Origin of the sequence: Microbacterium arborescens (genome assembly GCF_030369635.1) — a bacterium.
Lineage (GTDB): Bacteria > Actinomycetota > Actinomycetes > Actinomycetales > Microbacteriaceae > Microbacterium.
On sequence record NZ_CP128474.1, the window covers coordinates 2,601,676 to 2,626,312 of the forward strand.

Consider the following 24,637-nt stretch of genomic DNA (forward strand, 5'->3'; position numbering starts at 1 on the left):
TCCCCCGGCCCCGACGACTCATGAACTCACGGGGAGTTCGGCGAGTCCACGGTGATGTCACCGGAGACGATCGACTCCTGGAGGGCGGTCAGCTCGTCGGCGAGACCGGCCGGCAGACGCGACTCGAAGTCGTGGAAGCTCGACAGCTTCACGCCCTCGTTCTTCAGCGTGCCGACGTAGGGGTCGGTCGTGAAGTCGCCGCTCTGGGCAGCAACGGTGGCGTCGTAGACGGCGACGTCGATCGCCTTCTGGATCGACACGAGCGTCAGGTCGGCGACCGTGTCGTCGGAGACGGCGAGGTCGCTGTCGACGCCGAGCATGACGACGTCGCTGCCACCCTCGCGGATCGCCTGCGCGGCGCTCTGGTAGATCGGGCCGCCGACGGGCAGGATCACGTCGACACCCTGGTCGAGGATGCCCTGAGCGACCTGCTTGGCGGTGTCGTTGGCGGTGAAGCCGCCCGTGAAGTTGCCGTCCTGGGCGGTGATGTCCCAGCCGACGACGCCGACGTTCGCGCCCTTGTCCTCGTTGTACTTCTCCACACCCAGCTGGAAGCCGTCCATGAAGACCGTGACCGAGTTGAACTTGTCGCCACCGAAGGTGCCGACCTTGTTCACACCGGCGTCAGCCGACCACGAAGCCGCCGCGTAGCCGCCGAGGTAGGCGGCCTCAGCGGTGTTGAACACCAGCGGCTTGATGTTGGGCGCGTCGGTCGTGCCGTCGAAGTCGGTGTCGGCGTAGTCGTCGATGATCGCGTAGTCGATGTCGGGGTTCGCCGTGGCCGACGCGACGGTGGCCGGAGCGAGCTTGTAGCCGACGGCGACGATCAGGTCGCAGCCCTCCGAGACGAGCGTCTCGAGGTTGGGCGCGTAGTCGTTCTCCGTGGTGGATTCGACCTCGATCGATTCCACGCCGAGCTCCTTGGCCGCGCGGTCCATGCCTTCCTTGGCCGACTGGTTGAACGAACGGTCGTTCCAGCCGCCCTCGTCGGAGACGAGACAGGGGGTGAAGTCCGAGCCCGCCTCGGGTGCGGCGGATCCGCCGGCCTCATCGGGTGCGGCTCCGCAACCGGCGAGGGCGACGAGAAGGCCCGCGGCAGCTGTGATGCCGACGAGCTTCTGAGGGGTCGAGAGTGTCAATGCAGCCTCCACATTGAAGGCGCCGCGGACTTCGCGGCGGCTGGAATGAAGTTACCTACTGTTTCGTCCGGGTTGCACCTCGGACGCACCCCGCCTCGCGAATGGTTACAAAGACGCAATGTGCGCGTCACAGAACGTCGCCGCGGCCCGTCAGCTTGAGGGCGTCGACGACGTGCTTGACGCGCTGGGCGTTCTCGCTCGTGGTGACCAGCAGCGCGTCCGGGGTGTCGACCACGACGATGTCCTTGACGCCGATGAGGCTGATGACGCGCGACGTGTGGCTCACGACGATGCCGCTGGCGGCGTCGGAGAGGATGCGGGCGTTCTCGCCCAGGATGGCGAGATCGTTCTTGCGCCCGTTCGAGTTGAGCTTGGCCAGGCTCGCGAAGTCGCCGACGTCATCCCAGTCGAAGTGACCCGGGACGACGGCGAGCTTGCCCTTCTCTGCTGCGGGCTCGGCGACGACGTAGTCGATCGCGATCTTCTTCAGTCGCGGCCAGATGCGGTCGACGGCGGGGCCGCGACGGTCGCGGTCGTCCCACGCTTCGGCCAGTTCGAGCAGGCCCGCGTGCAGCTCGGGGCTGTTGGCCTCGATCTCGGCGAGCAGCACATCGGCCCGCGAGATGAACATGCCCGCGTTCCAGAGGTACGACCGGTCGGAGACATAGGCTCGCGCCGTCTCGAGGTCGGGCTTCTCGACGAAACGCTCGACGAGAGAGGCGTCGCGAGCGCCATCGACGATCAGTTCGCCGCCGCGCTTGATGTAGCCGAAGCCGACAGCGGGCTCGGAGGGGGTGATGCCGATGGTGCAGATGTAGCCCTCGCGGGCGACCTCGACCGCGTCGCGGACCGCGAACTCGAACACCCGGCTGCCGCGGATGACGTGGTCGGCCGCGAACGAGCCGATGATGACGTCGGGATGCCGCCGGTGCAGGATCGCCGCCGCGAGACCGATGGCTGCGGCCGAGTCGCGCGGCTCCGACTCCAGGAAGACGTTCTTGTCGGGGATGCCGGGAAGCTGAGCCTCGACCGCGGCGCGGTGAGCACGGCCGGTGACCACGGCGATGCGATCGGGGCCCGAGAGCGGCGCGAGCCGATCCCACGTGTCGCGCAGCAGCGAATGGCCCGATCCGGTCAGGTCATGCAGGAACTTCGGGGCGTCGGCGCGCGACAGCGGCCACAGCCTGCTGCCCACCCCTCCCGCGGGGATGACGGCGTAGAAGTCCGGGATCTCGTCGACCATGCTCCGAGCGTACCCGGGCGCCGGTGCGGCTCCCGGCGCAAGAACCCCCTTTCTTTAGGGTGCCCTTCGTCGCCCCGCGTCATTTTCCCGGCCTAGAATCGTTGTGCGCCCATGTGACGCCGGGGGTCAACCACCCCACCGGGGCATCGATCGCCCCCACGAACCGTGTTCGATCCAGGGAGGACGACCGTGTCTGCACCAGCACGCGTCACACCGTCGGTAGCCCAGACCACATCAAAGACCCCGCGCGGCACGCTGTACCGCGGCAACGAGGGCATGTGGTCGTGGGTGCTTCACCGCATCACCGGCGTGGCCATCTTCTTCTTCCTCTTGGTCCACGTGCTCGACACCGCGCTGATCCGCGTGTCGCCCGAGGCCTACGACGCCGTCATCGGCACGTACAAGAACCCGATCATGGGTCTCGGCGAGGTCGCCCTCGTCGCCGCGATCGTGTACCACGCCTTCAACGGCCTGCGCATCATCGCGGTCGACTTGTGGCCGTGGGCCACGCGCCACCAGCGCCAGCTGTGGTGGGGCGTGCTGGCGGTCTGGGCCGTCACGATCGTCGGCTTCGCAGCCCGCCACGTGCCGATCGTTCTCTCCGAGATTGGAGGGGGTCACTGATGACCGCCGACACCCTTGCCGCTCCCCGCAGCCCGCAGGTCCGCAAGAAGGGCGCCAACCTCGAGAAGTGGGGCTGGGTCTACATGCGCGCATCCGGCGTGCTCCTGGTGGTCCTGATCTTCGGTCACCTCTTCGTCAACCTGATGCTCGGCGAGGGCATCAAGGGAATCGATTTCGCGTTCGTCGCCGGAAAGTTCGCCAGCCCGTTCTGGCAGTGGTGGGACGTCCTCATGCTGTGGCTCGCGCTGATCCACGGCGCGAACGGCATGCGCACGATCGTGAACGACTACGTCACCGGTGCCACGGCGCGCAAGGTTCTGGTGTGGGCCATCTGGCTCTCCGCCGGACTGCTGATCCTGCTCGGCACCCTGGTCGTGTTCACCTTCGACCCCTGCCTCGGAGTGACGGCCGACAGCATGCTCTGGGAGACCTGCCAGGGCTGACCCTGCGCTCCGACGACGTGAATCACAGCAACGAAAGGCTCGCCCCGTGAGCACCCAGACCGAAGAGGTCGTCGTCAAGGACGGCATCCACTACCACCAGTTCGACATCGTCATCGTCGGCGCCGGCGGCGCCGGCATGCGGGCGGCGATCGAGGCCGGTCCGGGTGCCCGTACCGCGGTGATCTCGAAGCTGTACCCGACCCGCTCGCACACCGGTGCGGCGCAGGGCGGCATGGCGGCGGCACTCGCCAACGTCGAAGAGGACTCCTGGGAGTGGCACACCTTCGACACCGTCAAGGGCGGCGACTACCTCGTCGACCAGGACGCGGCGGAGATCCTCGCGAAGGAGGCCATCGACGCGGTCATCGACCTCGAGAACATGGGCCTCCCCTTCAACCGCACGCCCGACGGGAAGATCGACCAGCGCCGGTTCGGCGGCCACACCGCCGACCACGGCAAGTCGCCGGTCCGCCGCGCCTGCTACGCCGCCGACCGCACGGGCCACATGATCCTGCAGACGCTGTTCCAGAACTGCGTCAAGCTCGGCATCAACTTCTTCAACGAGTACTACGTGCTCGACCTCATCACAGTCACCGCCCCCGACGGCTCGACCCAGACCGCCGGCGTCGTCGCGTACGACCTGGCCACGGGCGATCTGCACGTCTTCCACTCGAAGGCGGTCATCTTCGCCACCGGCGGTTTCGGCAAGATCTACAAGACGACCTCGAACGCCCACACCCTCACGGGCGACGGCGTCGGCATCGTGTGGCGCAAGGGCCTGCCGCTGGAGGACATGGAGTTCTTCCAGTTCCACCCGACCGGCCTCGCCGGTCTCGGCATCCTCCTCACCGAAGGCGCGCGCGGCGAGGGCGCGATCCTCCGCAACGCGTCGGGCGAGCGGTTCATGGAGCGCTATGCGCCCACCATCAAGGACCTCGCTCCCCGCGACATCGTCTCGCGATGCATGCAGCAGGAGGTCGCTGAGGGTCGCGGCGCAGGCCCGCACCGCGACTACGTGCTGCTCGACTGCACGCACCTGGGGGCTGAGGTCCTCGAGACCAAGCTGCCCGACATCACCGAGTTCGCCCGCACCTACCTCGGCGTCGACCCGGTCGTCGAGCCCGTGCCGGTCATGCCCACGGCGCACTACGCGATGGGCGGCATCCCCACGAACGTCAAGGCCGAGGTCCTCGCCGACAACACCACCGTCGTTCCGGGTCTCTACGCCGCCGGCGAATGCGCGTGCGTCTCGGTGCACGGCTCGAACCGCCTCGGCACCAACTCGCTGCTCGACATCAACGTCTTCGGCAAGCGCGCCGGCCGCAACGCCGTCGAGTACGTCAAGACCGCCGACTTCGTCCCGCTGCCCGCCGATCCCGCCAAGGAGGTGCGCGAGCTGATCGAAGGCGTGCGCAACAACCCCGGTACCGAGCGGATCGCGGTCCTGCGCAAGACGCTCCAGGACGAGATGGACAAGGGCGCCCAGGTGTTCCGCACCGAGGAGTCGCTCCTGCACGTCATGGACGTCATCGCCGACCTGCGCGAGCGGTTCAACAACATCCACGTCGACGACAAGGGCAAGCGGTTCAACACCGACCTGCTCGAAGCGGTCGAGCTGGGCTTCCTGCTCGACATCGCCGAGGTCGTCGTCGTCGCCGCGCGCAACCGCAAGGAGAGCCGCGGCGGACACATGCGCGACGACTTCCCGACGCGCGACGACGAGAACTACATGAAGCACACGATGGCCTACCTGTCGGGCGACCCCCACTCGTCGCACCCCGAAGACCACATCCGGCTCGATTGGAAGCCCGTCGTGTTCACCAAGAACGAGGCCGGCGAACTGCGGTACCCGCCGCTGGAGAGGAAGTACTGATGACGATCGTCGAGACCGATGCCACGGCCCCTGCCGAGGCGGCGAACGACACCGGCATCCAGTCGTTCCTGGTCACCTTCATCATCCGGCGCTTCGACCCCGAGGTCGACAGCGAGCCGAGGTGGGTCGACTACGACGTCGAGCTCTACTCGACCGACCGCGTCCTCGACGCCCTGCACAAGATCAAGTGGGACGTCGACGGGTCGCTGACCTTCCGCCGCTCGTGCGCCCACGGCATCTGCGGCTCCGACGCGATGCGGATCAACGGCCGTAACCGCCTGGCATGCAAGACGCTGATCAAGGACCTCGACATCTCGCAGCCGATCTACGTCGAGGCGATCAAGGGCCTGCCCCTGGAGAAGGACCTCGTCGTCGACATGGAGCCGTTCTTCGCCTCCTACCGCGAGGTGCAGCCGTTCCTGATCGCCAACTCGAAGCCCGAGGCCGGCAAGGAGCGCATCCAGTCGATCGCCGACCGCGAGATCTTCGACGACACCACGAAGTGCATCCTGTGCGCCGCGTGCACCTCGTCGTGCCCCGTGTTCTGGACCGACGGTCAGTACTTCGGGCCGGCCGCGATCGTCAACGCGCACCGCTTCATCTTCGACTCGCGCGACGATGCCGGCGACGTCCGCCTCGATATCCTCAATGACAAGGAGGGCGTGTGGCGGTGCCGCACGACCTTCAACTGCACCGAGGCATGCCCGCGCGGCATCGAGGTCACGAAGGCGATCGCCGAGGTCAAGCAGGCGGTTCTGCGCGGTCGTTGAGCCGGCCGGGCCTCGCGCTCGATCAGCTGACACCGACGCTGCCGGTACATTCGACGACGTGGAACCCGACCCCTCGGCGACAGATGCGCTGCGCGAGCGGTGGGACTCGTCCCGATTGCGCGAACGCCTCGATCAGCCTCTCGAGCGTGCGACGACCATCACGCGTCGCACGCTCGGCTGGTTCCCCATCCGGGTCTGGCGGCACTTCCTCCGCCACAACGGGTTCCTCCTCGCGGCGAGCATCAGCTACCAGTCGCTCTTCGCGCTCTTCGCCACCCTCTACACGGCGTTCGCCGTGGTGGGGCTATGGCTCGGCGGGTCGCGCATGGCCATCGACGCCCTCATCGGGGTCGTCAACAGCTACATCCCGGGGCTGATCTCGCACGACGGTCCCGTCTCCCCCGAAGACGTCGCCAGCATCGCGCGCGACAGCGGCAGCCTCCTCGCCGTCACCGGTACCGCCGCCCTGGCCGTCGCGGTGTGGACGGCCATCGGATTCGTGACCTTCACGCGACGTGCGGTGCGCGACATCTTCGGCCTGCCGTTCGACACGCGCAACTACGTGCTCCTGAAGCTGCGCGACTTCGGCGCGGCCCTGCTGTTCGGCCTCGCGCTCGTGCTGGGGGCCGCGCTCGGCCTCGTGGCCGGCGGCGTCGTCCGGCAGCTGTTCGACCTGTTCGACGTCGCCTACGAGTCGACCACGATCGACGTACTCAGCCGGCTCGCATCGGTGCTGGTCGCGATCGTCATCAACGCCGCCGCGCTCACCGCCCTGATCCGGTTCCTGACCGGCACAGCACTGCCCTGGCGCAAGATCATCCCCGGATCGATCTTCGGCGGCGTCGCGCTGAGCGTGCTGCAGCTCGGGGCCGGCTTCCTCGCCGTATACTCCCCCACCAACCCGCTCCTGGCGACCTTCTCTGTGCTGATCGGATTCCTCCTCTGGCTGCGGCTCGCGGGGATCGTCATCCTCGTCGCGGCGTCGTGGGTGGCCGTGTCGGCCGCGGACGACGACATCCCGCTCGAGGTCAGGACCGAGGAGGAGCGCCGCGCGGACGAGCGGCGGGCGCTGCGCGTTGTCGCCGAAGCACAGCTGCGCGACGCCGAGCACGCTCTCGCCGAGGCGGGCTGGTGGCAGCGCATCCCCGCTCGGCGCGACGTGAACCGGGCTCGCGAGCTGCTGCGGCGACTCGACGCGGAGCAGACGACCGCCCGGTGAGCGGTGTCGGAGGTCGCGGTTACGCTGGCAGACGTGTCACGCCGTCTTCGTATCGCCTCCGTCAACGTCAACGGCATCCGCGCCGCCGCCCGCAAGGGCATGCATGAATGGCTCGAGACCGCCGACGTCGACATCCTGACTCTCCAAGAGGTCCGCGCGCAGGCCTCCGACCTCGCCGCCGCCCTGCCCGGCTGGCACTTCGTCTCCGATGAGGCGCTCGCCAAGGGACGTGCGGGCGTCGCGATCGCCGCCCGCGAGCCGCTCGACGTGTGGCGTATCGAGCTCGGCGACGACGACCTCGACTCCAAGGGACGCTGGGTCGAGGCAGACATCGAGGTCGCGGGCGAGCACCTCACCGTCGTCAGCGCCTACGTCTTCACCGGCGAGGCCGACACCGAGAAGCAGGTCGCGAAGTACGCGTTCCTCGACGCGATGGAGGAGCGGATGCCGCAGCTCGGCGAGCTCGCGGTCATCACCGGCGACCTGAACGTCGGCCACCGCGAGTTCGACATCCGCAACTGGCGCGGCAACCGCAAGAAGGCGGGCTTCCTGCCGCGCGAGCGCGCCTACTTCGACCGTTTCACCGCGCCCGAGGGCGTCGAAGTCGACACCGTCGACGGCGGGCGGGGCACCGGTCTCGGGTGGGTCGATGTCGGACGCCGGTTCGCCGGCGAGGTCGACGGGCCGTACACGTGGTGGTCCAACCGCGGCAAAGCCTTCGACACCGACACCGGATGGCGCATCGACTACCACCTCGCCACCCCGCAGCTGGCGGAGCGGGTCACCGACTACCGCGTCGTACGCGCGCCCTCGTGGGACACCCGGTGGAGCGACCACGCCCCCGTCGTGGCGGACTACGTCTTCCCTGGGTGACGTCCGAGGGGCGAGGGGCGGGGCGACGAAGCGCGGGACGACGCCCGTAGACTCTTCTGGTGACCAAGCCCCGCCTGTACTCCGGAATGCAGCCGTCCGCCGATTCGCTCCAGATCGGCAACTACATCGGGGCTCTCATGCAGTGGCGCGACCTGCAGGACACCTACGACGCATTCTTCTCGGTCGTCGACCTGCACGCCCTGACCCAGCCGAACGATCCGGCCGAACTGCGGGCGAAGACCCGGCGTACCGCAGCCCAGTACATCGCGGCGGGCATCGAGCCGTCTCGGTCGACGCTGTACGTGCAGTCGCACGTCCGCGCTCACGCCGAGCTCGCGTGGGTGCTCTCGACCATCACCGGCTTCGGCGAAGCCGGCCGGATGACGCAGTTCAAGGACAAGTCGCAGCGCTACGGCGCTGACGCCACCAACGTGGGGCTGTTCACCTACCCGGTGCTCATGGCCGCCGACATCCTGCTCTACCAGACCGACATCGTGCCGGTCGGTGACGATCAGAAGCAGCACGTCGAGCTGACGCGGACCCTTGCGGAGCGCTTCAACTCGCGCTTCGGCGAGACCTTCCGCGTGCCGATGCCCGTCATCCAGCAGGACACCGCCCGCATCTACGACCTGCAGAACCCGACCGCGAAGATGTCGAAGTCGGCAGAATCGGATGCCGGTGTGCTGTGGCTCCTCGACGACCCGAAGGTGTCGGCGAAGAAGGTCATGCGGGCCGTGACCGACTCGGAGGGGTCGGTGCGATACGACCGCGAGAACAAGCCCGGAGTGTCGAACCTGCTCGTGATCTACGCGGCGCTCACCGGCCGTCAGATCCCCGCCATCGAGGACGAGTACGCCGGCCGCGGCTACGGCGACTTCAAGAAGGGCCTCGCCGAGGTGGTCGTGTCCGAGTTCGGACCGGTGCGCGAGCGCGCGCTCGAGCTGCTCGACGACCCCGCCGAGCTCGACCGGGTGCTCGCGTCGAACGCCGCGCGCGCCGACGAGGTCGCCGACCGTACGCTCGGCGACGTTTACGACAAGCTGGGACTGCTGCGACGTGTCTGACAACGAATCGACCGGGGGCGGGGCTGCTGTTCCCGCGGAGTCGGCATCAGCGTCCGCGGAGCCGTTGGCGGAGGTGCCGGCCGAGCCCGCACCCGAACTGATCGCAGCGCTCGACGAGGCCGCCGCCGCATCGAAGGCATCGCCGACCGACGCCGCAGTTCAGGAGCGGCTCTGGCGCGCCGCCTTCGCGCTCGACCGCTGGCTCTTCATCGCCCGCGGTTCCGACGACGAGCCCACCCCCTTCGCGCTGCGGTCCGACGAAGGTGCCGTCATCTTCGCGTTCTCGACGGCCGACCGGGCGCACGAAGCCGCCCTCGGGTTCGGCCTGCCCGAGGATGAGGCGTCGCGACTGCTCGCGGTGCCGCTTCCGTCGGCGGCGGCCTGGGTCGCGTCGTATGCCGAGGCGGGTGTCGAAGCGATGGTCTTCGACGCGCCGGCCAACGGCGCGATGGCTCCGTTGTCGAACCTGGCCGCGATGGCGGTCTACATCTCGCAGAATCCCTCAGCCTGAGGCCCGCATCCTCAGTCTCGATCTCGTCTGTGTTCCGTCGACAGGCTCAGCACCCCGTTGACGCCCGCACGTCCCGCCGCGGCGCCTCTCAGCCTGAACGCGGCACGCGGAACAGCGGGCGCAGGCGGCCGAGCCGCGTCCGGCCACGCCCGGACCAGAAACACGGCGATATCAGCGTCGATACCGGCCGGGGTGGTACCTCAGCCCCCATCCCCCGTGCAGATCCGGGTTACCGAAGCCGGGCGACGCGGACCGAGCATCCCTTCGGCTCATCCCCGTTCCGTCGACAGGCTTAGTACCCCGCGCACACCCACAGGACCCGCCGCGACGTACCTGAGCCTGCTCACGGCACGCGAAACAGCAGGCACCGCCCCCGTCCACCAGCCCACACCACGACCACGACCACATCCGTCGACACCGGCCGGGGCGGGAGGGGCCGGGGACCAATCCTCGACTCATCCCCGTCCCGTCAACAGGCTCATCACTCCCCACACACCCACACGACCCGCCGCGACCCCCCTCAGCCTGCGCACGGCACGCGCGACAAGCCGCGCGACGAGGCCCGCCCGTCCGGAGTCAGCGCACGCGCGCCCGCGGCGCGCCGCGACCGAGAAGTCCCCGCACGGCTTCGAGCACCCGGTCGGGACGCCACATGATGTCCGCCGCCATCGGTCGCAGCGTCAGGTAACCGAGGGCTGCCGCCGCGAGATCGCGCGTGCTGTCTCGTCGCCGCGCGTCGAGTCCGGAATGATGCGCATCGCTGTCGCATTCCACGATCAGCCAGCCGTCGACGAGCAGATCGATTCGCCCCACTCCAGGTATGCGCACCTGCAGTTCGACAGTCTTCGCGACGCCGCGCAGAAGGAGCCGCATGAGCGTCTCCGGCCCGGACTCGGCCCGTCCGTCGATCAGGCGCCGGAGGGAACGGTACCGGAGCGGTAGCGCCGCGAAGACCGCGTCGAGATCGGCGGCATGGAGGAGCCCGAGCTGAAGCGCGCTGTCGAGCGTCGCGACGGCCGCTCGGGGCGGCTGACACATCACCGCGCGCGCCAAGGCGTCGATGATGCTCGAGCACGCGAACCAACGGGGCCGCGGTGCGGCGGGCGGTGTCCAGTGCAGGACCGGCTTCGCGTCCGTCCCCGCCGTTCGGAGCGGTAAGCGGGATGCCGTCGGCGGGAGCTGAACGTGCGGTTGCCCAGGCTCGAGGACGAACACCCCAAGCAGACGCAGGAGGCTGACGCAGGTCAGCCGACCACCGAGCGACACGGCGGTCACGACGGACCGTGGCGCATCGGCGACGAGATACGAGCCCCTCCGGGGCCTCACGAGCCGGCCCGTGGCAACGGCATCCGCAATGTCGCGTTTGCGCATTCCGTCGGCGCGCAGCTCGGATGTCGACCAGCAACGCAGATCCATGACGTCGGCGGCGGGCCAGGCTGAGGAGGCGCGAAGGTCCATGCGGAGACGGTGCCGCTTGCGGTCACGTCAGCGGCCGGAGCAGTAGCAGATTGTGAGCAGATCAGCTCATCCGCCGCTTGTGGGGGAGTCGCGGTGTCGGTGCCGCCGGCAGGCTCACGCGGGCCGCCGCGCGCGGTGGCGCGCGCGATGATGCCGTGAGCCTGTTCGCGGCACAGCTAGCGCGTTCCACTCCCCCATCGCCCCATCGCCCCATCGACGCACGAAAGACCGGCGAGCAGACCGCCCCTCCCGCACAGCCGACGGACGTGCCGTCAGCAGGATGGACGCGGCGCACCGAGCCGTTCGACGCGGGAACACGAAGCTGAACCTGTTCGCGGCACCGAACCGAGGTGTGGGGCCGCGGAACCGGACCACGCGCCGGACCTCGGTAGGGTCGGGGCATGGAACCGGTGACCCTCCGCACGGCGCGGCTCGAGCTGTCGATCCCTACTCTCGATGATGCCGAGGCGATCACCGCTGCCGCCCAGGACCCCGAGGTCCCGCGCTGGACGACGGTGCCGTCGCCGTACACCCGCGCGCATGCCGAGGAGTTCGTCGCGAAGGCGGCGGCCTGGTGGGACGAGCAGTCCGAGCTCACCTGGGGTATCCGTCGTGACGGCGAGTGGATCGGCATGATCGGCCTGCACCGGGTGAGCCCGGGAGGCGCGGCGGAGATCGGGTTCTGGATGAGCGCACCGGCGCGCGGGCACGGATACCTGAGCGAGGCGGCGCGGGCGGTCATCGACTTCGGGTTCGCCGAGCCGCTGGCGCTCGCACGCATCGAGTGGCGGGCGATCGTCGGCAACATCGCCTCAGCACGCGCGGCGCGCACTCTGGGCTTCCGATACGAGGGGATGCTGCGCCAGGGGCTCTCGCACAGCGATGCCCACCACGACGGCTGGATCGCCGGCCTCCTGCCGACGGACGACCGTGAGCCGCAACCCTGGCCGATCCTCGCCGACTGATCCTCGCCGACTGACCCGCGCCGACTGACCCGCGCCGACTGACCCGCGCGGCCTGAACCGCGCCGAATCAGGCGCGCAACCCCGTGCTCGATGGGGGTGATGCGTGCCAGGATGACGCCATGCCCGAGATGCCGGAAGTGCAGGGACTCGTCGACTACCTCGGCGGCCGCCTCGCCGGGCGCCGCATCACGAAAGCCCGGGTCAGTGCGATCTCTGCGCTGAAGACATACGATCCGCCGATCGAGTCGCTCGAGGGCGCGACGGTGACCTCGGCGTCCCGCCACGGCAAGTTCGTCGACCTGGCCACCGACGGCGGCACGCACCTCGTGTTCCATCTCGCCAAGGCCGGATGGCTGCGCTGGTACGACGCGCTGCCGTCGACCGTCATCCGCCCGGGCAAGACCCCGATCGCGCTCCGCATCGGCTTCGACGACGACTCGGGGTTCGATCTGACCGAGGCCGGTACGAAGAAGTCGCTCGCGGTCTACGTCGTCCGCGATCCGGCCGAGGTGCCCGGCATCGCGCGGCTGGGGCCCGACCCGCTCGACGCCTCCTTCGACCGCGACACGCTCGCGGGTCTGCTGACCGGACGCCGCACGCAGATCAAGGGCGTGCTGCGCGATCAATCGATCGTCGCCGGCATCGGCAACGCGTATTCCGATGAGATCCTGCATGCCGCGAAGATGTCGCCGTACGCCCTCGCCGCAAACCTCGACGACGCCGAGGTCGACCGCCTCTACGCAGCGCTCAGCGCGACGCTCGCCGAGGCGGTCGCCGCGGCATCCGGCAAGCCGCCCGCCGATCTGAAAGACGCCAAGCGCCGAGGGATGCGGGTGCACGGCCGCCGCGGCGAGGCTTGCCCCGTCTGCGGCGATGAGGTGCGCAGCGTCTTCTTCGCCGACAACAGTCTCGAATACTGCCCGACGTGTCAGACCGGGGGCAAGCTGCTCGCCGATCGCCGGCTCTCACGCCTGCTCAAGTGACGGCGGAAGTCGGGAATGCCGCGGACGCCCGCGCGTTGAGTACGATCGGAGTATTGAACGTGCTCCGGGGTCGGTGAGAATCCGAACCGGCGGTGAGAGTCCGCGACCCTCGAGGCCCTCGGGCCGAGAGGTTGATCCGGTGGAATTCCGGGACCGACGGTGATGCGACGCGAGTCGCTAGTCCGGATGAGAGGAAGCACGGCAGCGTTCGCGCTGCGCGCGCCCGCCCGCGTCCCCGGAGACTGACCGAAGGACGAAGGATGCCGGGCACCACCGACCGCGAGATCGCCGCGATGCGTCGCGCTTTCGAGCTCGCCGGCAACGGTCCGCGCGGACTGAACCCCCAGGTCGGCGCCGTGCTGCTCGCCGCCGACGGCTCCGTGCTCGCCGAGGGCTGGCACCGCGGCGCCGGCACGCCGCACGCCGAGGTGGATGCGCTGTCGCAGCTGCCCGCGGGCGCGGCGCGTGGCGCGACTGCCGTTGTGAGTCTCGAGCCCTGCAACCACACCGGCCGCACGGGCCCGTGCGCGCTCGCCCTCATCGAGGCCGGCGTGGCGCGCGTGGTCTACTCCGTCTCCGACCCGGGCGACGCGTCGGCCGGTGGAGCCCGGCGTCTGCGGGATGCCGGCGTCGATATCGAGGGCGGAGTGCTGGGCGACGACGGTCACGCGCTCATCCACGACTGGCTCACCGTGCAGCGCCTCGGCCGACCGCACGTCACCGTGAAGTGGGCGCAGTCGCTCGACGGACGCGCGGCGGCCCCTGATGGCACGAGCCAATGGATCACCGGCCCGGTCGCACGAGCAGACGTCCATCGCCGCCGCAGCGAGGCGGACGCCATCGTGGTGGGAACGGGTACCCTCCTCTCCGACGATCCCGCCCTGACCGCTCGGCGTCCCGACGGCACCCTCTACGACCGGCAGCCGATGCCCGTCGTGCTCGGTCAGCGGTCCGTGCCCGACGACGCCCTGGTGCGCCGTCATCCGATGCCGCTGCTTCACCGCGACGGCGAGAACCTGGGCGGCGAGAGCCCCGACGGGCCCTCGCTGATGACGCAATTGCGGGAACTCGGCGTGCAGCGCGTCTTCGTCGAGGGCGGCCCGACCATCGCGAGCGCGTTCGTGCGGGCCGGGCTCGCGGACGAGATCCTCGCATACATCGCGCCGACCCTCATCGGCTCCGGATCGGCCGGCGACGACCGTCCCGCACTGCGTTCGCTCGGCGTCGAGACGATCGCGGACCAGCGACGCCTGCGGGTGAGCTCGGTCGAGCCCCTCGGCGACGACCTGCTGATCGTCGCCTCCCCCGTGACCCCGACTTCCCCCTCCGAAGGAGACGCCTGATGTTCACCGGAATCATCGAAGAGATCGGCGAGGTCGTCGCCGTCGAGCCGTCGGGCGACGGCGTCCGGATCACCGTGCGCGCGCCGAAGGCGGTGTCGGATGCCGGACACGGCGACTCGATCGCCGTCAGCGGCGTCTGCCTCACGGTGGTCGACCAGGGCGACGATTGGTTCACGGCCGACGTGATGCGCCAGACGCTCGACGTGTCGAGCCTGACGGGCATCGAACCGGGCCGCGCCGTGAACCTGGAGCGCGCCCTCGCGGCACACACCCGTCTGGGCGGGCACATCGTCCAGGGGCACGTCGACGGCCTCGGCCGCGTGCTGGAGGTGCGTCCCGGTGAGCAGTGGCGCGTGCTGCGCATCTCGGTGCCTGCCGACCTGGCACCGCTCGTCGTCGATAAGGGCTCGATCACGGTCGACGGCGTCTCGCTGACGGTGAGCGATGTGAGCACGGCGACCGCACCGCAGGCCTGGCTCGAGGTCTCGCTCATCCCCGCGACCCTCGCCGCGACGACGCTCGGCGACCGTGTCGCCGGCGACGCGGTCAACCTCGAGACCGACATCCTCGCCCGACACGTCCAGCGGTTGCTGGCATTCACCACTCTCTCGAACGAAGGAGGCTCCCGATGAGCCTTTCTCCCCTCTCCGAGGCGCTCGACGCGCTGCGGGCCGGAAAGCCGATCATCGTCGCCGACGATGAGAACCGTGAGAACGAAGGCGACGTCATCCTGTCGGCCGCTCTCGCCACTCCCGAGTGGATCGCGTGGACGGTCCGCCACTCGAGCGGGTTCATCTGCGCTCCCATGCCCGCCGAGTGGGCCGACCGTCTCGACCTCCCCCCGATGGTCGAGACGAACGAGGACGCCCGCGGCACCGCTTACACCGTCTCGGTCGACGCGGCCGAGGGCGTGACGACCGGGATCAGCGCCGCCGACCGCGCCCGCACCCTCACGGTGCTCGCCGACCCCGCCTCCACGCCCGGCAGCGTCATCCGTCCGGGGCACATCCTGCCCCTGCGCGCCGTCGAGGGGGGCGTCCGCGAGCGCAGCGGTCACACCGAGGCCGCCGTCGAGCTCATGCAGCTCGCCGGTCTCGAGCCGGTCGGCGCGATCGCCGAGATCGTCGCCGACGACGGCTCGATGATGCGGATGCCGGGACTGCTCGAGCTCGGCGAGCGCGACGGCATCCCCGTCATCACGATCGAGCAGCTCATCGCCCACCTCGAGGAGACGGATCCACGCCCCGCCGGCGGCGCCGCGGCCAACCGCCGCCGCGTGAGCCTGCGTGCGGAGGCGCAGGTGCCGACCTCGCACGGTGCGTTCCGCTTCCTCGCCTACAAGGACCGCGTCACCGGGACCGACCACATCGCCGTCGTCTCGGGCGATCTCACCGATGCCGCCCCGCTCGTGCGCGTGCACTCGGAGTGCCTGACGGGCGAGGCGTTCGGCTCGCTCAAGTGCGAGTGCGGACCGCAGCTGGATGCGGCCCTCGACGCGATCGACCGCGAGGGCGGCATCGTCATCTACATGCGCGGTCACGAAGGTCGTGGCATCGGCCTCATCAACAAGCTGCGCGCCTACCAGCTGCAGGAGCGCGGGCTCGACACCCTCGACGCGAACCTCGCGCTCGGGCTTCCCGCCGATGCCCGGGATTACGCGGCTGCGGCCGGCATCCTCGCCGACCTCGGCGTGGGCAGCATCCGACTGCTGACGAACAACTCCGACAAGGTGTCGCAGCTGCGCGCCCTGGGCCTCGACATCGCCGAGCAGGTACCGCTGCTCGTCGGAGTCGGTGCCAACAACCACCAGTACCTCGCGACGAAGCGCGACCGCATGGGCCACATCATCGACGACGCCGAGCTGAGCGCGGCACTCGCCCGCGGCACGGTCGCCGCCACGTCCACCGGCGCAGCCGACGAGACCACCGACCCCCGACAGAACTCGGAGAACATCGCATGAGCGGACACGGCGCCCCCGAACGCCAGCAGATCGACGCGACCGACCTGAAGGTCGTCGTCGTCGCCGGCCAATGGCACGACGTCATCACCGACGGCCTCATCGCCGGCGCGGAACGCGTGCTCGAGGAGTCCGGTGCGGCCTGGCGGCTCGTGCGCGTGCCGGGTTCGTTCGAGCTTCCGGTCGTGGCCAAGGCGGCGCTCGATTCCGGCGCCGACGCGGTCGTCGCCCTCGGCGTCATCATCCGCGGCGGAACACCGCACTTCGACTTCGTCTCCTCGGCAGCCACCGACGGGCTGACCCGTGTCGCCATCGACACGGGCAAGCCGGTCGGATTCGGAGTGCTCACCCTCGACGACGAGCAGCAGGGCATCGATCGGGCGGGCCTGCCCGGCTCGAAGGAGGACAAGGGCGCCGAGGCTGCGGATGCGGCGCTGCGCACCGCGCTGACGCTGCGTTCGTTCCGCGGCTGACGTCGTTTCGGGCTTCCATACCTTCAGCTAGGCTGAGGGTATGGAAACGCTCCGCGGAATCGTCCTCGTCGTCCACCTCATCGGTTTCGCCACGCTCTTCGGCGCTTGGCTCGTCGAAGCCCTCGGAGCCCGCCGCATCACCCGGGTCATGAGCTACGGCCTGCTCGTCGCCGGGGTCGCCGGGCTCGCTCTGGCAGCACCGTGGGGCACCGACCACGAGTTCAACTACGTCAAGATCACCGTCAAACTCGTCATCCTGCTCGTGATCGGCGCGCTTCTGGGCATCGGCTCAGCCCGCCAGAAGCGCACGCAGTCGGTACCCGCCGCGATCTTCTGGCTCATCGGACTCGGCACGGTGGCGAACGTCGCGATCGCGGTGCTCTGGCGCTGACGACCCGGGCCACGGCCCACCAGGCAAGCGGATGCCGCGACTCGGACCCCGGGTCGCGGCATCCGCCGTAGAATGGACGATCGTGCGTCGCCGACACCGTCGACGCCGCCGGTGATCCCCGCGTCGAACGTCCGCCGCACCACCCCGCTCGGACGTCCGCCCACCGGCACGCTCCCACGAGGGCGCTCACCCGTTCTCCCAGACAGGCATCACACCGCACATGTCATCCGCCACCGCGGCCCCCGCCGCGCCCGCGAACCCCCGCTCCCGCGTCATCACCGCCAGCCTCGTCGGCACCACGATCGAGTTCTACGACTTCTACGTCTACGCGACCGCGGCCGTCCTGGTCTTCCCGATCCTCTTCTTCCCGAGCGATGACGACACCGCGTCGCTCCTCGCCTCGTTCGCGGTCTTCGGCGCCGCGATGGTCGCCCGACCCATCGGTGCCGTCGTCTTCGGCCACTTCGGCGACAAGTTCGGCCGTAAGGCCACCCTCGTCGCGTCGCTCCTGACGATGGGTATCGCAACGATCCTCATCGGATGCCTCCCCACCTTCAACGACATCGGCTGGTGGGCGGCGCTGCTGCTCCTCGTGCTGCGTCTCGCTCAGGGCTTCGCCCTCGGCGGCGAGTGGTCGGGAGCCGCCCTCGTCGCGACCGAGAACGCACCGAAGGGCAAGCGCGCCTGGTACGGCACCTTCCCCCAGCTGGGCGCCCCGATCGGCTTCATCATCGCCAACTCGGTCTTCCTCGTGATCTACTTCGCGCTGCCGCACCCCGACGGCCCGGCCCAGCGATCCGAGGAGTTCCTCGCCTGGGGCTGGCGCGTGCCGTTCCTGTTCTCGGCCGTCATGGTCATCGTCGGCCTGTGGGTGCGTCTCAAGCTCGTCGAGAGCGAGACGTTCGCCAAGGCGGAGAAGACCGGTGCCATCCGCAAGTTCCCGCTCGGGTCCGTCGTCCGCGGGCACTGGCGGGCGCTCATCCTCGGCACGTTCATCATGCTCGCCACCTACGTGCTCTTCTACCTGATGACGAGCTTCACCCTCGCGTACGGCACCAAGCCGACCCTCGAGACCGCGCAGGCGACCGCCGAGGCATCGGGGGCGGCCTTCGACGCGGCGGCCTACGTCCCCGGCCTCGGGTTCGGGTTCACCGACTTCGTCATCATGCAGATCGTCGGCGTGATCTTCTTCGGCATCTTCACCCTGCTGTCGGGCCCCGTGGCCGACTCCATCGGCCGGCGCAAGCTGCTGCTGTGGGTCACCGGGGTCATCGCGGTTTTCGGCCTGCTGTTCGCGGTCTTCCTCGCGCCGCAGCTCGACCCGAAGTTCACCGGAGCCCTCGTGCAGGCATTCCTCGTGCTCGGGTTCATGCTCATGGGCGCGACCTTCGGCCCGATGGGCGCGCTGCTGCCCGAGCTGTTCCCGACCAACGTGCGCTACACCGGCTCGGCCATCTCGTACAACGTGGCGTCGATCCTCGGTGCGGCCGTCGCGCCCAGCATCGCGACGACCCTGTGGGCGCTCGCGGGCGGCTCGACCTGGCTCGTCGGCGTCTACCTCACGGCGTCGGCGGTGCTCACCTTCATCGCGCTGTGGCTGTCGAAGGAGACCAAGGACTCCGAGTACGACACCAACATCGGCGAGGCGGGGGCCACCCGCTGATCGCCACGGCGAACGAACGGATGCCGCGGGCCTTCGGGCTCGCGGCATCCGTCGTTGTCAAGGTCTCCCCACCTCATCACGCGCGGTCTACTGTCTGACTCACATTCAGGTGAGGAGCCCGTCATGAAGAAGGTCGCCGAGGCGTCGGTCGTCGAGTACGAGCAGGCCGGCGGGCCCGAGGTTCTGGGTCTCGTGAAACGTCCGCTTTCCGCGCCCGAGGCCGGAGAGGTGACGGTCGAGATCATCACGATGGGCCTCAACCACATCGACGGCTTCGTGCGATCGGGCGCCGAGAAGGAATGGGACGATCCCTTTCCTCGCCGCTCGGGCAGCTGCTTCGCGGGCACCGTGATCGCGGCGGGCACCGGTACCAGCGGGTTCGCCGTCGGCGCCGATGTCGTCGGCCACGTGCGATCGGGGGCGCATGCGAGTCACCTCACGGTCGGGGTGGACCGGCTGGTCCGCAAGCCGCGCGGCGTGACCTTCGAGATCGCTGGCGGGCTGTATCTGGCGGGCACCACCGCGCTCGACATCCTCGACGAGCTCAAGATCGACTCCGGCGACACCGTCGTCATCTCGGCGGCCGCAGGCGGGGTCGGCAGTATCGAGGCGCAGATCGCGCTGCACCGCGGCGCCCGGGTCATCGGCACCTGCGGCGAGCGCAACTTCGACTACCTGCGCCAGCTCGGCGTCAAGCCGGTGCGCTACGGCGAAGGGATCGTCGAGCGCATCCGCGCTCTCGCGCCCGGGGGAGTGACGGCGTTCATCGACAACTTCGGGCAGGACGGGCGCGAGGTGGCCGAGGCTCTGGGGGTGCCCGCAGGGAAGTTCCGCTCGAGTGCCGATCGGCGCGACCGTGAGGTCGCCTTGCTCTCCGACAGCCCCGACGCCGTCGCCCACGGCACGACTCAGCTGCGGAAGGTTGTCGAGCTCGCCGAGAAGCGGGTCGTCTCGCCGCTCGTGTCGGGCTTCTACCCGCTCGCGGACGTCGCGGAGGCATACGACGACCTCCAGAAGCTGCATTCGCGCGGCAAGGTCGTGCTCGCGACGCATCCGGTGAATCCGCGGCGCATCCGGAAAGCGCGCGAGGTCATCGAGTCGTAGCCTCGTCGCGTCACGGACCAGCGCCGGGATAGCGTGGCCGCGTGGCCACCGCATCATCGCTTCCGCCCGGGATCGTCGAACGGATCGTCGACGCCCTGGGGGTCGTCACTCGTCCCGCGGAGGCGCTCATCACCCCGATGGAAGCCGGCTCCAGCGGTGACCGTGTCTGGCATGTGCATACCCGCGACGGCATCCCCGACGCGGTCGCGCGGTGGGCGCCGTCGGCTCCGGGCGGCTCGGACGACGAGAGGTCAGTGGGAACGACGGCGCTGCGCCTGGCCTCTGAGGGCGGCCTGACGGTTCCCGCGGTCCTGCATGACGAGCGACAACGAGACGGGCGTCTCACGATCGTGGCATTCTGCGACGGCGAGACGCTCGCAGGACGCCTCGCACGCGCTCCCGACGAGGCTGAGCACTGGGGAGCGGCGTGCGGCGATGTTCTGGCTCGCCTGCACGCGGCGCACCTCGACGTCTCGGCGTTGCCTTCGTGGTCGGCGGCCTGGGCGATGCCGCCCACGGCAGCGGCGCGAGCGAGCGTGCACGCGACCTTCGAGGGCACGCGACAGAGCATGCTGCACCTCGACCTGCATCCGTTCAACGTGATCGTGCGCGACAGCGAGGTCTCCGGCGTCATCGATTGGGCGAACGCCCGCCGTGGCCCCGCGCTGCTCGATCTCGCGAGGACCCACTCGCTCGTCGAGTTCATCGGCCGCCTCACGAGCACCCCGGCATCCCCGGGCAGCGCGCTGGCTCCCGATTTGCTGCCTCGCTTCGGGCGCGCGCTGCACGACGCGTATGTCGCGCGATCGGCCCCCATCGACGACGCCCGGTGGGCGGTCGCGCGCGCGTGGGCGTTCGCGGTCCTCGAGGCCGACATCCGGCCGAAGGCGGGCCACGTCGACTACGTCACCCCGGACGTCCTGGCCTGGATATCGAGGCGCCGCGAGGAGGCGCAGGCTGCCGCGCGGTGAGTCTCGGCGTCAGTCGAGGAAGAGGGCTCGCAATCGCTTCGTGGTGAAGATCAGACCGAGCCCGATCATCACGACGAAGTAGAGCACGTGCCACAGCATCCCGGCGGAGAGGATTCCGGTCGTCAATCCTCGGATCAGCTCGACGCCGTGCCAGAGCGGCAGCGCCTGCACGATCACCTGCACCCACTCGGGGTACACCGTGATCGGGTAGAAGGTCGCCGAGAAGAGGAACATGGGCAGCAGCACGAAGTTGATCCAGTCCATGTGCTGGAAGGTCTTCATGTAGCTCGTGACGGCCATCCCGATGCTCGCGAACCCGAACGCGATGAGCAGCACCGCCGGGAGAGCGAGCACGGCGGTCCACGCGAGGTTGAGCCCCAGCACCTGCATGATGATCATGAAGCCGGTCGCGTAGACGAGACCGCGGAGCAGCGCGTAGAGGATCTCGCCGAGCGCGACGTCGAGCGGCCCGAGCGACGTCGACAGCATGCCCTCGTAGAGCTTGCCGTAGTTCAGCTTGAAGAAGACGTTCCACGTCGAGTCGTACACGGCGCCGTTCATCGCCGAAACCGCGAGCAGCGCGGGGGCGATGTACGCGGCGTACGGAACCTCGGCGCCCGACGAAGTCTCGACGTCGCCGATGAGAGCGCCGAGCCCGATCCCGAGGGAAGCGAGGTAGAACACGGGCTCGAAGAAGCCCGACAGCACCACGATCCAGCTCGAGGAGCGGGCGGCGATGAGGCCGCGCTGAACGACTGCGCCCGGGTTGCCCGCCCACAGCGCACGCACGCCGCCGCGGCGACCGGCCGGCGACGTCTCTCGCGCGATCACGGCGCTCATTTCGCGAGCCTCTGGGTGAACACGCGACGACCCCAGAGGTAGCCGACGGTGGCGAGTGCGACCAGGTAGAGCACGTGCACGGCGATCATCCCGGCCCCGATGTCGGCCCCATAGGTCGCCGCGCGCCCGAGCTCGGCGCCGTGCCACAGGGGCGAGATCCAGGCGATCCACTGCAGGCCGATCGGTAAGGTCTCGACCGGGTAGAAGGTGCCCGAGAAGAGGAACATCGGCATGAAGATGAACCGCTGAACGAGAGCGAACTGACCCTTGTCGTCTTGGATCGACCCGGCGTACGCCATGAGGGGGATGCCGAAGGCGACGCCCGCCGCGACGCCGGCGAGAATCGACAGCCAGCCCGTCGCGGGGTTCGGCACGGCGCCGAACGGCAGCAGCCAGATGAACAGGTAGTAGGCGCCGACGGCGACGATCATCCGCGCCGTCGCCCCGATGATGACGCCGTTCGCGATCTGCGGGCTCGACAGCGCCGAGGCGTTGAAGCCGTAGAAGTAGCGGCGCCATTTGAACCCCGCCATCACCGGGTAGGTCATCTCTTCGGATGCCACCGCGATCGCCGCGGTTACCAGCAGAGCCGGGGCGACGAACGGGAGGTAGCCGACCTCCTGCCCGTGGGAGGAGATCGGCACCGTGATGAGGGCAGCGAGTCCGACGGCGAGCCCGAGCAGGTACATGATCGGCTGCCCGACGGCGCCGACGACGATGGTCCAGCCATAGGCGCGCATCGCGCGGACCATGTGCTCGGCGACGTACCAGGTGCCGTAACGGCGGGGCCTGCGCCCGCCGGCGAGGGCTTCGGCACGCAACTCGTCGAGGGTGGGATGTGCGGTTCGCGTGCTCATTCGATCAGCGACCGTCCGGTCAGGCGCAAGAAGACGTCCTCGAGGCTCGACCGGCGCACGAGGCTCGTGAGCGGCGTGAGGCCGGCTGCCGACACCCGCTCGAGAGCGGCCTCGCCGTCGTGCGCGTAGACGAGGATACGGTCGGGCAGCACCTCGACACGGTCGCCGATGCCGCGCAGCTGGACCGCCGCGGACTCGTTGCGATTGGAGCCGAAGCGCACCTCGAGCACCTCGCGGCTCGAGTGCTCGCGGATCAGGGAGGCGGGAGTGCCTTCGGCCATGATCCGCCCCTTGTCGACGACGATGAGCCGGTCGCACAGCTGCTCGGCCTCGTCCATGTAGTGCGTGGTGAGCACGAGGGTCGTGCCGCGTTCCTTCAGCCGGAACAGCCGGTCCCACAGCACGTGGCGCGCCTGCGGGTCGAGACCCGTGGTCGGCTCGTCGAGCAGCAGGATGCGCGGGTCGTTGATGAGACCGCGGGCGATCGTGAGGCGTCGCTTCATGCCGCCCGAGAGCTGGTCGACCTTGTTCTTGGCCTTGTCCTCCAGCTGCGCGAACGCGAGCAGCTCATCGGCCTTCTCGTGACAGACCTTGCCGGGAAGACCGAAGTAGCGCCCGTAGATGTAGAGGTTCTCGCGCGCGTTGAGCTCACCGTCGAGGTTGTCTTGCTGCGGTACGACACCGAGCCGCGACCGGATCTCGGGACCGTAGCGATCGGGGTCGAGCCCCAGGATCTGCAGGTCGCCGCCGCTGCGCGTCGAGACCGCGCCGATCATCTTCATCGTGGTCGACTTGCCCGCGCCGTTCGGGCCGAGCAGCCCGAAGGACTCGCCGGGCGCCACCTCGAACGAGAGGTCGTCGACGGCGACGAAGTCGGGCTTGCCCTTGACGGCGTAAGTCTTGCGCAGCCCACGGGCGGAGATGACGGATTCTGGCACGCGACAACACTAGCGATGCGGTCGGACAGCGACCGGAGCCGCGGTGCGCGAGAATCGCACGCATGGATCGCATCCTCACCACTGCCGCTGAACTCCGCACCGCCATCGCGGCGGGCCGCTACTCCGATGGCGGCCCCGTGCGCATCCTCGACGTCCGTTGGTGGCTCGACCGCCCCGACGGACGCCCCGCGTTCCGCGCCGGCCACATCCCCGGCGCGCGCTACGCCGACCTCGACACGCAGCTCGCCGAGCACGGCGACCCGGCTGCCGGGCGGCATCCGCTTCCCTCCCGCGAGACGGTGCAGGCCGCCGTGCGCGACTGGGGAATCGACGACGGCGACACCGTCGTGGTCTACGACGACGTCGCCAACCTCGCGAGCGGCCGAGCGTGGTGGGTGCTGCGGGATGCCGGCATCGCCGACGTCCGGGTGCTCGACGGCGCCCTGGCCGCCTGGATCGACGCGGGATTCGACCTCGAGGAGGGCGACGCGCCAGCCGTGCGTCCGGGCACCGCGGTCGTGTCGCCGGGCGCACTGCCGGTCCTGGGCATGGACGACGTCCTCGACCATGCCCGCGCCGGCCTGCTGCTCGACGCCCGCGCCGGCGAACGGTTCCGCGGCGAGGTCGAGCCGATGGACCCGCGCGCCGGTCATATCCCGGGCGCGGTGTCCGCGCCGACGACGCAGAACAACGACGAGTCGGGGCGGTTCCGCAGCGTCGACGAGCTGCGGGCACGATTCGCCGCGCTCGGCGCGGAGCCCGGCTCGACGGTCGGCGTCTACTGCGGCTCGGGGGTCAGCGCCGCGCACGAGGCCATCGCCCTGAGCCTCGCGGGGTACCGGCCCGTCCTCTACCCCGGCTCGTGGAGTCAGTGGTCGCAGCATCCCGATCGGCCCGTCGCCACCGGCGCCTGAGGGGCCGCGCTCGGCGGTCGC

25 protein-coding genes and 1 riboswitch are annotated in these 24,637 nt (G+C 69.5%); of the genes, 19 read left to right on the top strand and 6 right to left on the bottom strand.

Going from position 1 to position 24,637, the window contains the following annotated elements:
* Positions 1-26 precede the first annotated feature (26 nt).
* A complete protein-coding gene (locus QUC20_RS12350) occupies positions 27-1,139 on the bottom strand; it encodes a BMP family lipoprotein (protein ID WP_289330065.1) in 1,113 nt (370 codons plus the stop codon).
* A 127-nt stretch (positions 1,140-1,266) separates the two neighbouring features.
* Complete coding sequence (locus QUC20_RS12355) at positions 1,267-2,382, bottom strand: mannose-1-phosphate guanylyltransferase (RefSeq protein ID WP_289330066.1); 1,116 nt, start codon at positions 2,380-2,382, stop codon at positions 1,267-1,269.
* 189 nt (positions 2,383-2,571) lie between these two features.
* On the opposite strand from QUC20_RS12355, the gene sdhC reads away from it, so the two are divergent.
* From sdhC to QUC20_RS12395, 8 genes are all read left to right on the top strand, one after another.
* Positions 2,572-3,006, top strand: a complete 435-nt coding sequence (gene sdhC, locus QUC20_RS12360; protein ID WP_120264653.1) for a succinate dehydrogenase, cytochrome b556 subunit — start codon at positions 2,572-2,574, stop codon at positions 3,004-3,006.
* A complete protein-coding gene (locus QUC20_RS12365; protein WP_023955540.1) occupies positions 3,006-3,449 on the top strand; it encodes a succinate dehydrogenase hydrophobic membrane anchor subunit in 444 nt (147 codons plus the stop codon). The genes sdhC and QUC20_RS12365 overlap by 1 nt, the downstream gene beginning before the upstream one ends.
* Positions 3,450-3,495: 46 nt before the next feature.
* Positions 3,496-5,322 carry a succinate dehydrogenase flavoprotein subunit gene (gene sdhA / locus QUC20_RS12370; protein WP_120264652.1) on the top strand — a complete coding sequence of 609 codons (1,827 nt, stop codon included), beginning with the start codon at positions 3,496-3,498 and terminating at the stop codon, positions 5,320-5,322.
* A complete protein-coding gene (locus QUC20_RS12375; protein WP_120264651.1) occupies positions 5,322-6,092 on the top strand; it encodes a succinate dehydrogenase iron-sulfur subunit in 771 nt (256 codons plus the stop codon). The genes sdhA and QUC20_RS12375 overlap by 1 nt, the downstream gene beginning before the upstream one ends.
* A gap of 58 nt (positions 6,093-6,150) precedes the next feature.
* Positions 6,151-7,311 (top strand): YihY/virulence factor BrkB family protein, encoded by a 1,161-nt coding sequence (locus QUC20_RS12380; RefSeq protein WP_289330067.1) that lies wholly within the window; start codon positions 6,151-6,153, stop codon positions 7,309-7,311.
* A gap of 33 nt (positions 7,312-7,344) precedes the next feature.
* Complete coding sequence (locus tag QUC20_RS12385; protein WP_289330068.1) at positions 7,345-8,184, top strand: exodeoxyribonuclease III; 840 nt, start codon at positions 7,345-7,347, stop codon at positions 8,182-8,184.
* Positions 8,185-8,270: 86 nt separating this feature from the next.
* The gene (trpS, locus tag QUC20_RS12390) at positions 8,271-9,248 is read left to right on the top strand and encodes a tryptophan--tRNA ligase (RefSeq protein ID WP_289331521.1); all 978 of its coding nucleotides are present in this window, start codon (positions 8,271-8,273) and stop codon (positions 9,246-9,248) included.
* The gene (locus tag QUC20_RS12395) at positions 9,241-9,759 is read left to right on the top strand and encodes a hypothetical protein (protein ID WP_289330069.1); all 519 of its coding nucleotides are present in this window, start codon (positions 9,241-9,243) and stop codon (positions 9,757-9,759) included. Before trpS ends, QUC20_RS12395 begins: the two co-directional genes overlap by 8 nt.
* Before the next feature lie 576 nt (positions 9,760-10,335).
* Here QUC20_RS12395 and QUC20_RS12400 read toward each other — a convergent pair.
* The gene (locus QUC20_RS12400) at positions 10,336-11,217 is read right to left on the bottom strand and encodes an endonuclease domain-containing protein (protein WP_289330070.1); all 882 of its coding nucleotides are present in this window, start codon (positions 11,215-11,217) and stop codon (positions 10,336-10,338) included.
* A 401-nt stretch (positions 11,218-11,618) separates the two neighbouring features.
* On the opposite strand from QUC20_RS12400, the gene QUC20_RS12405 reads away from it, so the two are divergent.
* The 10 genes from QUC20_RS12405 to QUC20_RS12450 all read left to right on the top strand — a co-directional run bounded on the left by QUC20_RS12405 (position 11,619) and on the right by QUC20_RS12450 (position 21,067).
* Entirely contained in the window at positions 11,619-12,182 is a 564-nt protein-coding gene (locus QUC20_RS12405) for a GNAT family N-acetyltransferase (RefSeq protein WP_289330071.1), read from the top strand.
* Positions 12,183-12,301: 119 nt separating this feature from the next.
* Positions 12,302-13,165, top strand: coding sequence for an Fpg/Nei family DNA glycosylase (locus QUC20_RS12410; protein ID WP_289330072.1), 864 nt, complete (start codon positions 12,302-12,304; stop codon positions 13,163-13,165).
* A 56-nt stretch (positions 13,166-13,221) separates the two neighbouring features.
* Positions 13,222-13,368, top strand: a riboswitch (FMN riboswitch).
* Between the two features lie 57 nt (positions 13,369-13,425).
* Complete coding sequence (gene ribD, locus QUC20_RS12415; protein WP_289330073.1) at positions 13,426-14,508, top strand: bifunctional diaminohydroxyphosphoribosylaminopyrimidine deaminase/5-amino-6-(5-phosphoribosylamino)uracil reductase RibD; 1,083 nt, start codon at positions 13,426-13,428, stop codon at positions 14,506-14,508.
* Entirely contained in the window at positions 14,508-15,140 is a 633-nt protein-coding gene (locus QUC20_RS12420; RefSeq protein ID WP_120264645.1) for a riboflavin synthase, read from the top strand. The genes ribD and QUC20_RS12420 overlap by 1 nt, the downstream gene beginning before the upstream one ends.
* The gene (gene ribA / locus QUC20_RS12425) at positions 15,137-16,468 is read left to right on the top strand and encodes a GTP cyclohydrolase II (RefSeq protein ID WP_289330074.1); all 1,332 of its coding nucleotides are present in this window, start codon (positions 15,137-15,139) and stop codon (positions 16,466-16,468) included. The genes QUC20_RS12420 and ribA overlap by 4 nt, the downstream gene beginning before the upstream one ends.
* Positions 16,465-16,938: a 6,7-dimethyl-8-ribityllumazine synthase gene (gene ribH, locus QUC20_RS12430; RefSeq protein WP_120264643.1), complete on the top strand. Its 474-nt coding sequence runs from the start codon at positions 16,465-16,467 to the stop codon at positions 16,936-16,938. Before ribA ends, ribH begins: the two co-directional genes overlap by 4 nt.
* A 40-nt stretch (positions 16,939-16,978) precedes the next feature.
* A complete protein-coding gene (locus QUC20_RS12435; RefSeq protein WP_120264642.1) occupies positions 16,979-17,329 on the top strand; it encodes a Fe-S protein in 351 nt (116 codons plus the stop codon).
* A gap of 220 nt (positions 17,330-17,549) precedes the next feature.
* A complete protein-coding gene (locus QUC20_RS12440; RefSeq protein WP_289330075.1) occupies positions 17,550-18,992 on the top strand; it encodes an MFS transporter in 1,443 nt (480 codons plus the stop codon).
* A gap of 123 nt (positions 18,993-19,115) precedes the next feature.
* Positions 19,116-20,096 (top strand): NADP-dependent oxidoreductase, encoded by a 981-nt coding sequence (locus QUC20_RS12445; RefSeq protein ID WP_289330076.1) that lies wholly within the window; start codon positions 19,116-19,118, stop codon positions 20,094-20,096.
* 41 nt (positions 20,097-20,137) lie between these two features.
* The gene (locus QUC20_RS12450; RefSeq protein WP_120264639.1) at positions 20,138-21,067 is read left to right on the top strand and encodes a phosphotransferase; all 930 of its coding nucleotides are present in this window, start codon (positions 20,138-20,140) and stop codon (positions 21,065-21,067) included.
* 9 nt (positions 21,068-21,076) lie between these two features.
* Here QUC20_RS12450 and QUC20_RS12455 read toward each other — a convergent pair whose 3' ends face one another.
* The 3 genes from QUC20_RS12455 to QUC20_RS12465 are packed head-to-tail and all read right to left on the bottom strand — an operon-like array spanning position 21,077 to position 23,702.
* Entirely contained in the window at positions 21,077-21,907 is an 831-nt protein-coding gene (locus tag QUC20_RS12455; RefSeq protein WP_289330077.1) for an ABC transporter permease, read from the bottom strand.
* Positions 21,904-22,764, bottom strand: coding sequence for an ABC transporter permease (locus tag QUC20_RS12460; protein WP_289330078.1), 861 nt, complete (start codon positions 22,762-22,764; stop codon positions 21,904-21,906). The genes QUC20_RS12455 and QUC20_RS12460 overlap by 4 nt, the downstream gene beginning before the upstream one ends.
* Entirely contained in the window at positions 22,761-23,702 is a 942-nt protein-coding gene (locus QUC20_RS12465; RefSeq protein WP_289330079.1) for an ABC transporter ATP-binding protein, read from the bottom strand. The genes QUC20_RS12460 and QUC20_RS12465 overlap by 4 nt, the downstream gene beginning before the upstream one ends.
* Before the next feature lie 62 nt (positions 23,703-23,764).
* On the opposite strand from QUC20_RS12465, the gene QUC20_RS12470 reads away from it, so the two are divergent.
* Positions 23,765-24,616, top strand: a complete 852-nt coding sequence (locus QUC20_RS12470) for a sulfurtransferase (RefSeq protein WP_289330080.1) — start codon at positions 23,765-23,767, stop codon at positions 24,614-24,616.
* Positions 24,617-24,637: the final 21 nt, after the last annotated feature.

Excerpts from the sequence above, each read along its gene's own strand:
- trpS (WP_289331521.1), top strand. The coding sequence starts at position 8,271 with ATGCAGCCGTCCGCCGATTCGCTCCAGATCGGCAACTACATCGGGGCT.
- QUC20_RS12420 (WP_120264645.1), top strand. The coding sequence starts at position 14,508 with ATGTTCACCGGAATCATCGAAGAGATCGGCGAGGTCGTCGCCGTCGAG.
- QUC20_RS12435 (WP_120264642.1), top strand. The coding sequence starts at position 16,979 with ATGGAAACGCTCCGCGGAATCGTCCTCGTCGTCCACCTCATCGGTTTC.
- QUC20_RS12460 (WP_289330078.1), bottom strand. The coding sequence starts at position 22,764 with ATGAGCACGCGAACCGCACATCCCACCCTCGACGAGTTGCGTGCCGAA.
- QUC20_RS12375 (WP_120264651.1), top strand. The coding sequence starts at position 5,322 with ATGACGATCGTCGAGACCGATGCCACGGCCCCTGCCGAGGCGGCGAAC.
- QUC20_RS12440 (WP_289330075.1), top strand. The coding sequence starts at position 17,550 with ATGTCATCCGCCACCGCGGCCCCCGCCGCGCCCGCGAACCCCCGCTCC.
- QUC20_RS12455 (WP_289330077.1), bottom strand. The coding sequence starts at position 21,907 with ATGAGCGCCGTGATCGCGCGAGAGACGTCGCCGGCCGGTCGCCGCGGC.
- QUC20_RS12470 (WP_289330080.1), top strand. The coding sequence starts at position 23,765 with ATGGATCGCATCCTCACCACTGCCGCTGAACTCCGCACCGCCATCGCG.
- ribA (WP_289330074.1), top strand. The coding sequence starts at position 15,137 with ATGAGCCTTTCTCCCCTCTCCGAGGCGCTCGACGCGCTGCGGGCCGGA.
- QUC20_RS12365 (WP_023955540.1), top strand. The coding sequence starts at position 3,006 with ATGACCGCCGACACCCTTGCCGCTCCCCGCAGCCCGCAGGTCCGCAAG.
- QUC20_RS12355 (WP_289330066.1), bottom strand. The coding sequence starts at position 2,382 with ATGGTCGACGAGATCCCGGACTTCTACGCCGTCATCCCCGCGGGAGGG.
- ribH (WP_120264643.1), top strand. The coding sequence starts at position 16,465 with ATGAGCGGACACGGCGCCCCCGAACGCCAGCAGATCGACGCGACCGAC.
- QUC20_RS12405 (WP_289330071.1), top strand. The coding sequence starts at position 11,619 with ATGGAACCGGTGACCCTCCGCACGGCGCGGCTCGAGCTGTCGATCCCT.
- QUC20_RS12410 (WP_289330072.1), top strand. The coding sequence starts at position 12,302 with ATGCCCGAGATGCCGGAAGTGCAGGGACTCGTCGACTACCTCGGCGGC.
- QUC20_RS12445 (WP_289330076.1), top strand. The coding sequence starts at position 19,116 with ATGAAGAAGGTCGCCGAGGCGTCGGTCGTCGAGTACGAGCAGGCCGGC.
- ribD (WP_289330073.1), top strand. The coding sequence starts at position 13,426 with ATGCCGGGCACCACCGACCGCGAGATCGCCGCGATGCGTCGCGCTTTC.
- QUC20_RS12400 (WP_289330070.1), bottom strand. The coding sequence starts at position 11,217 with ATGGACCTTCGCGCCTCCTCAGCCTGGCCCGCCGCCGACGTCATGGAT.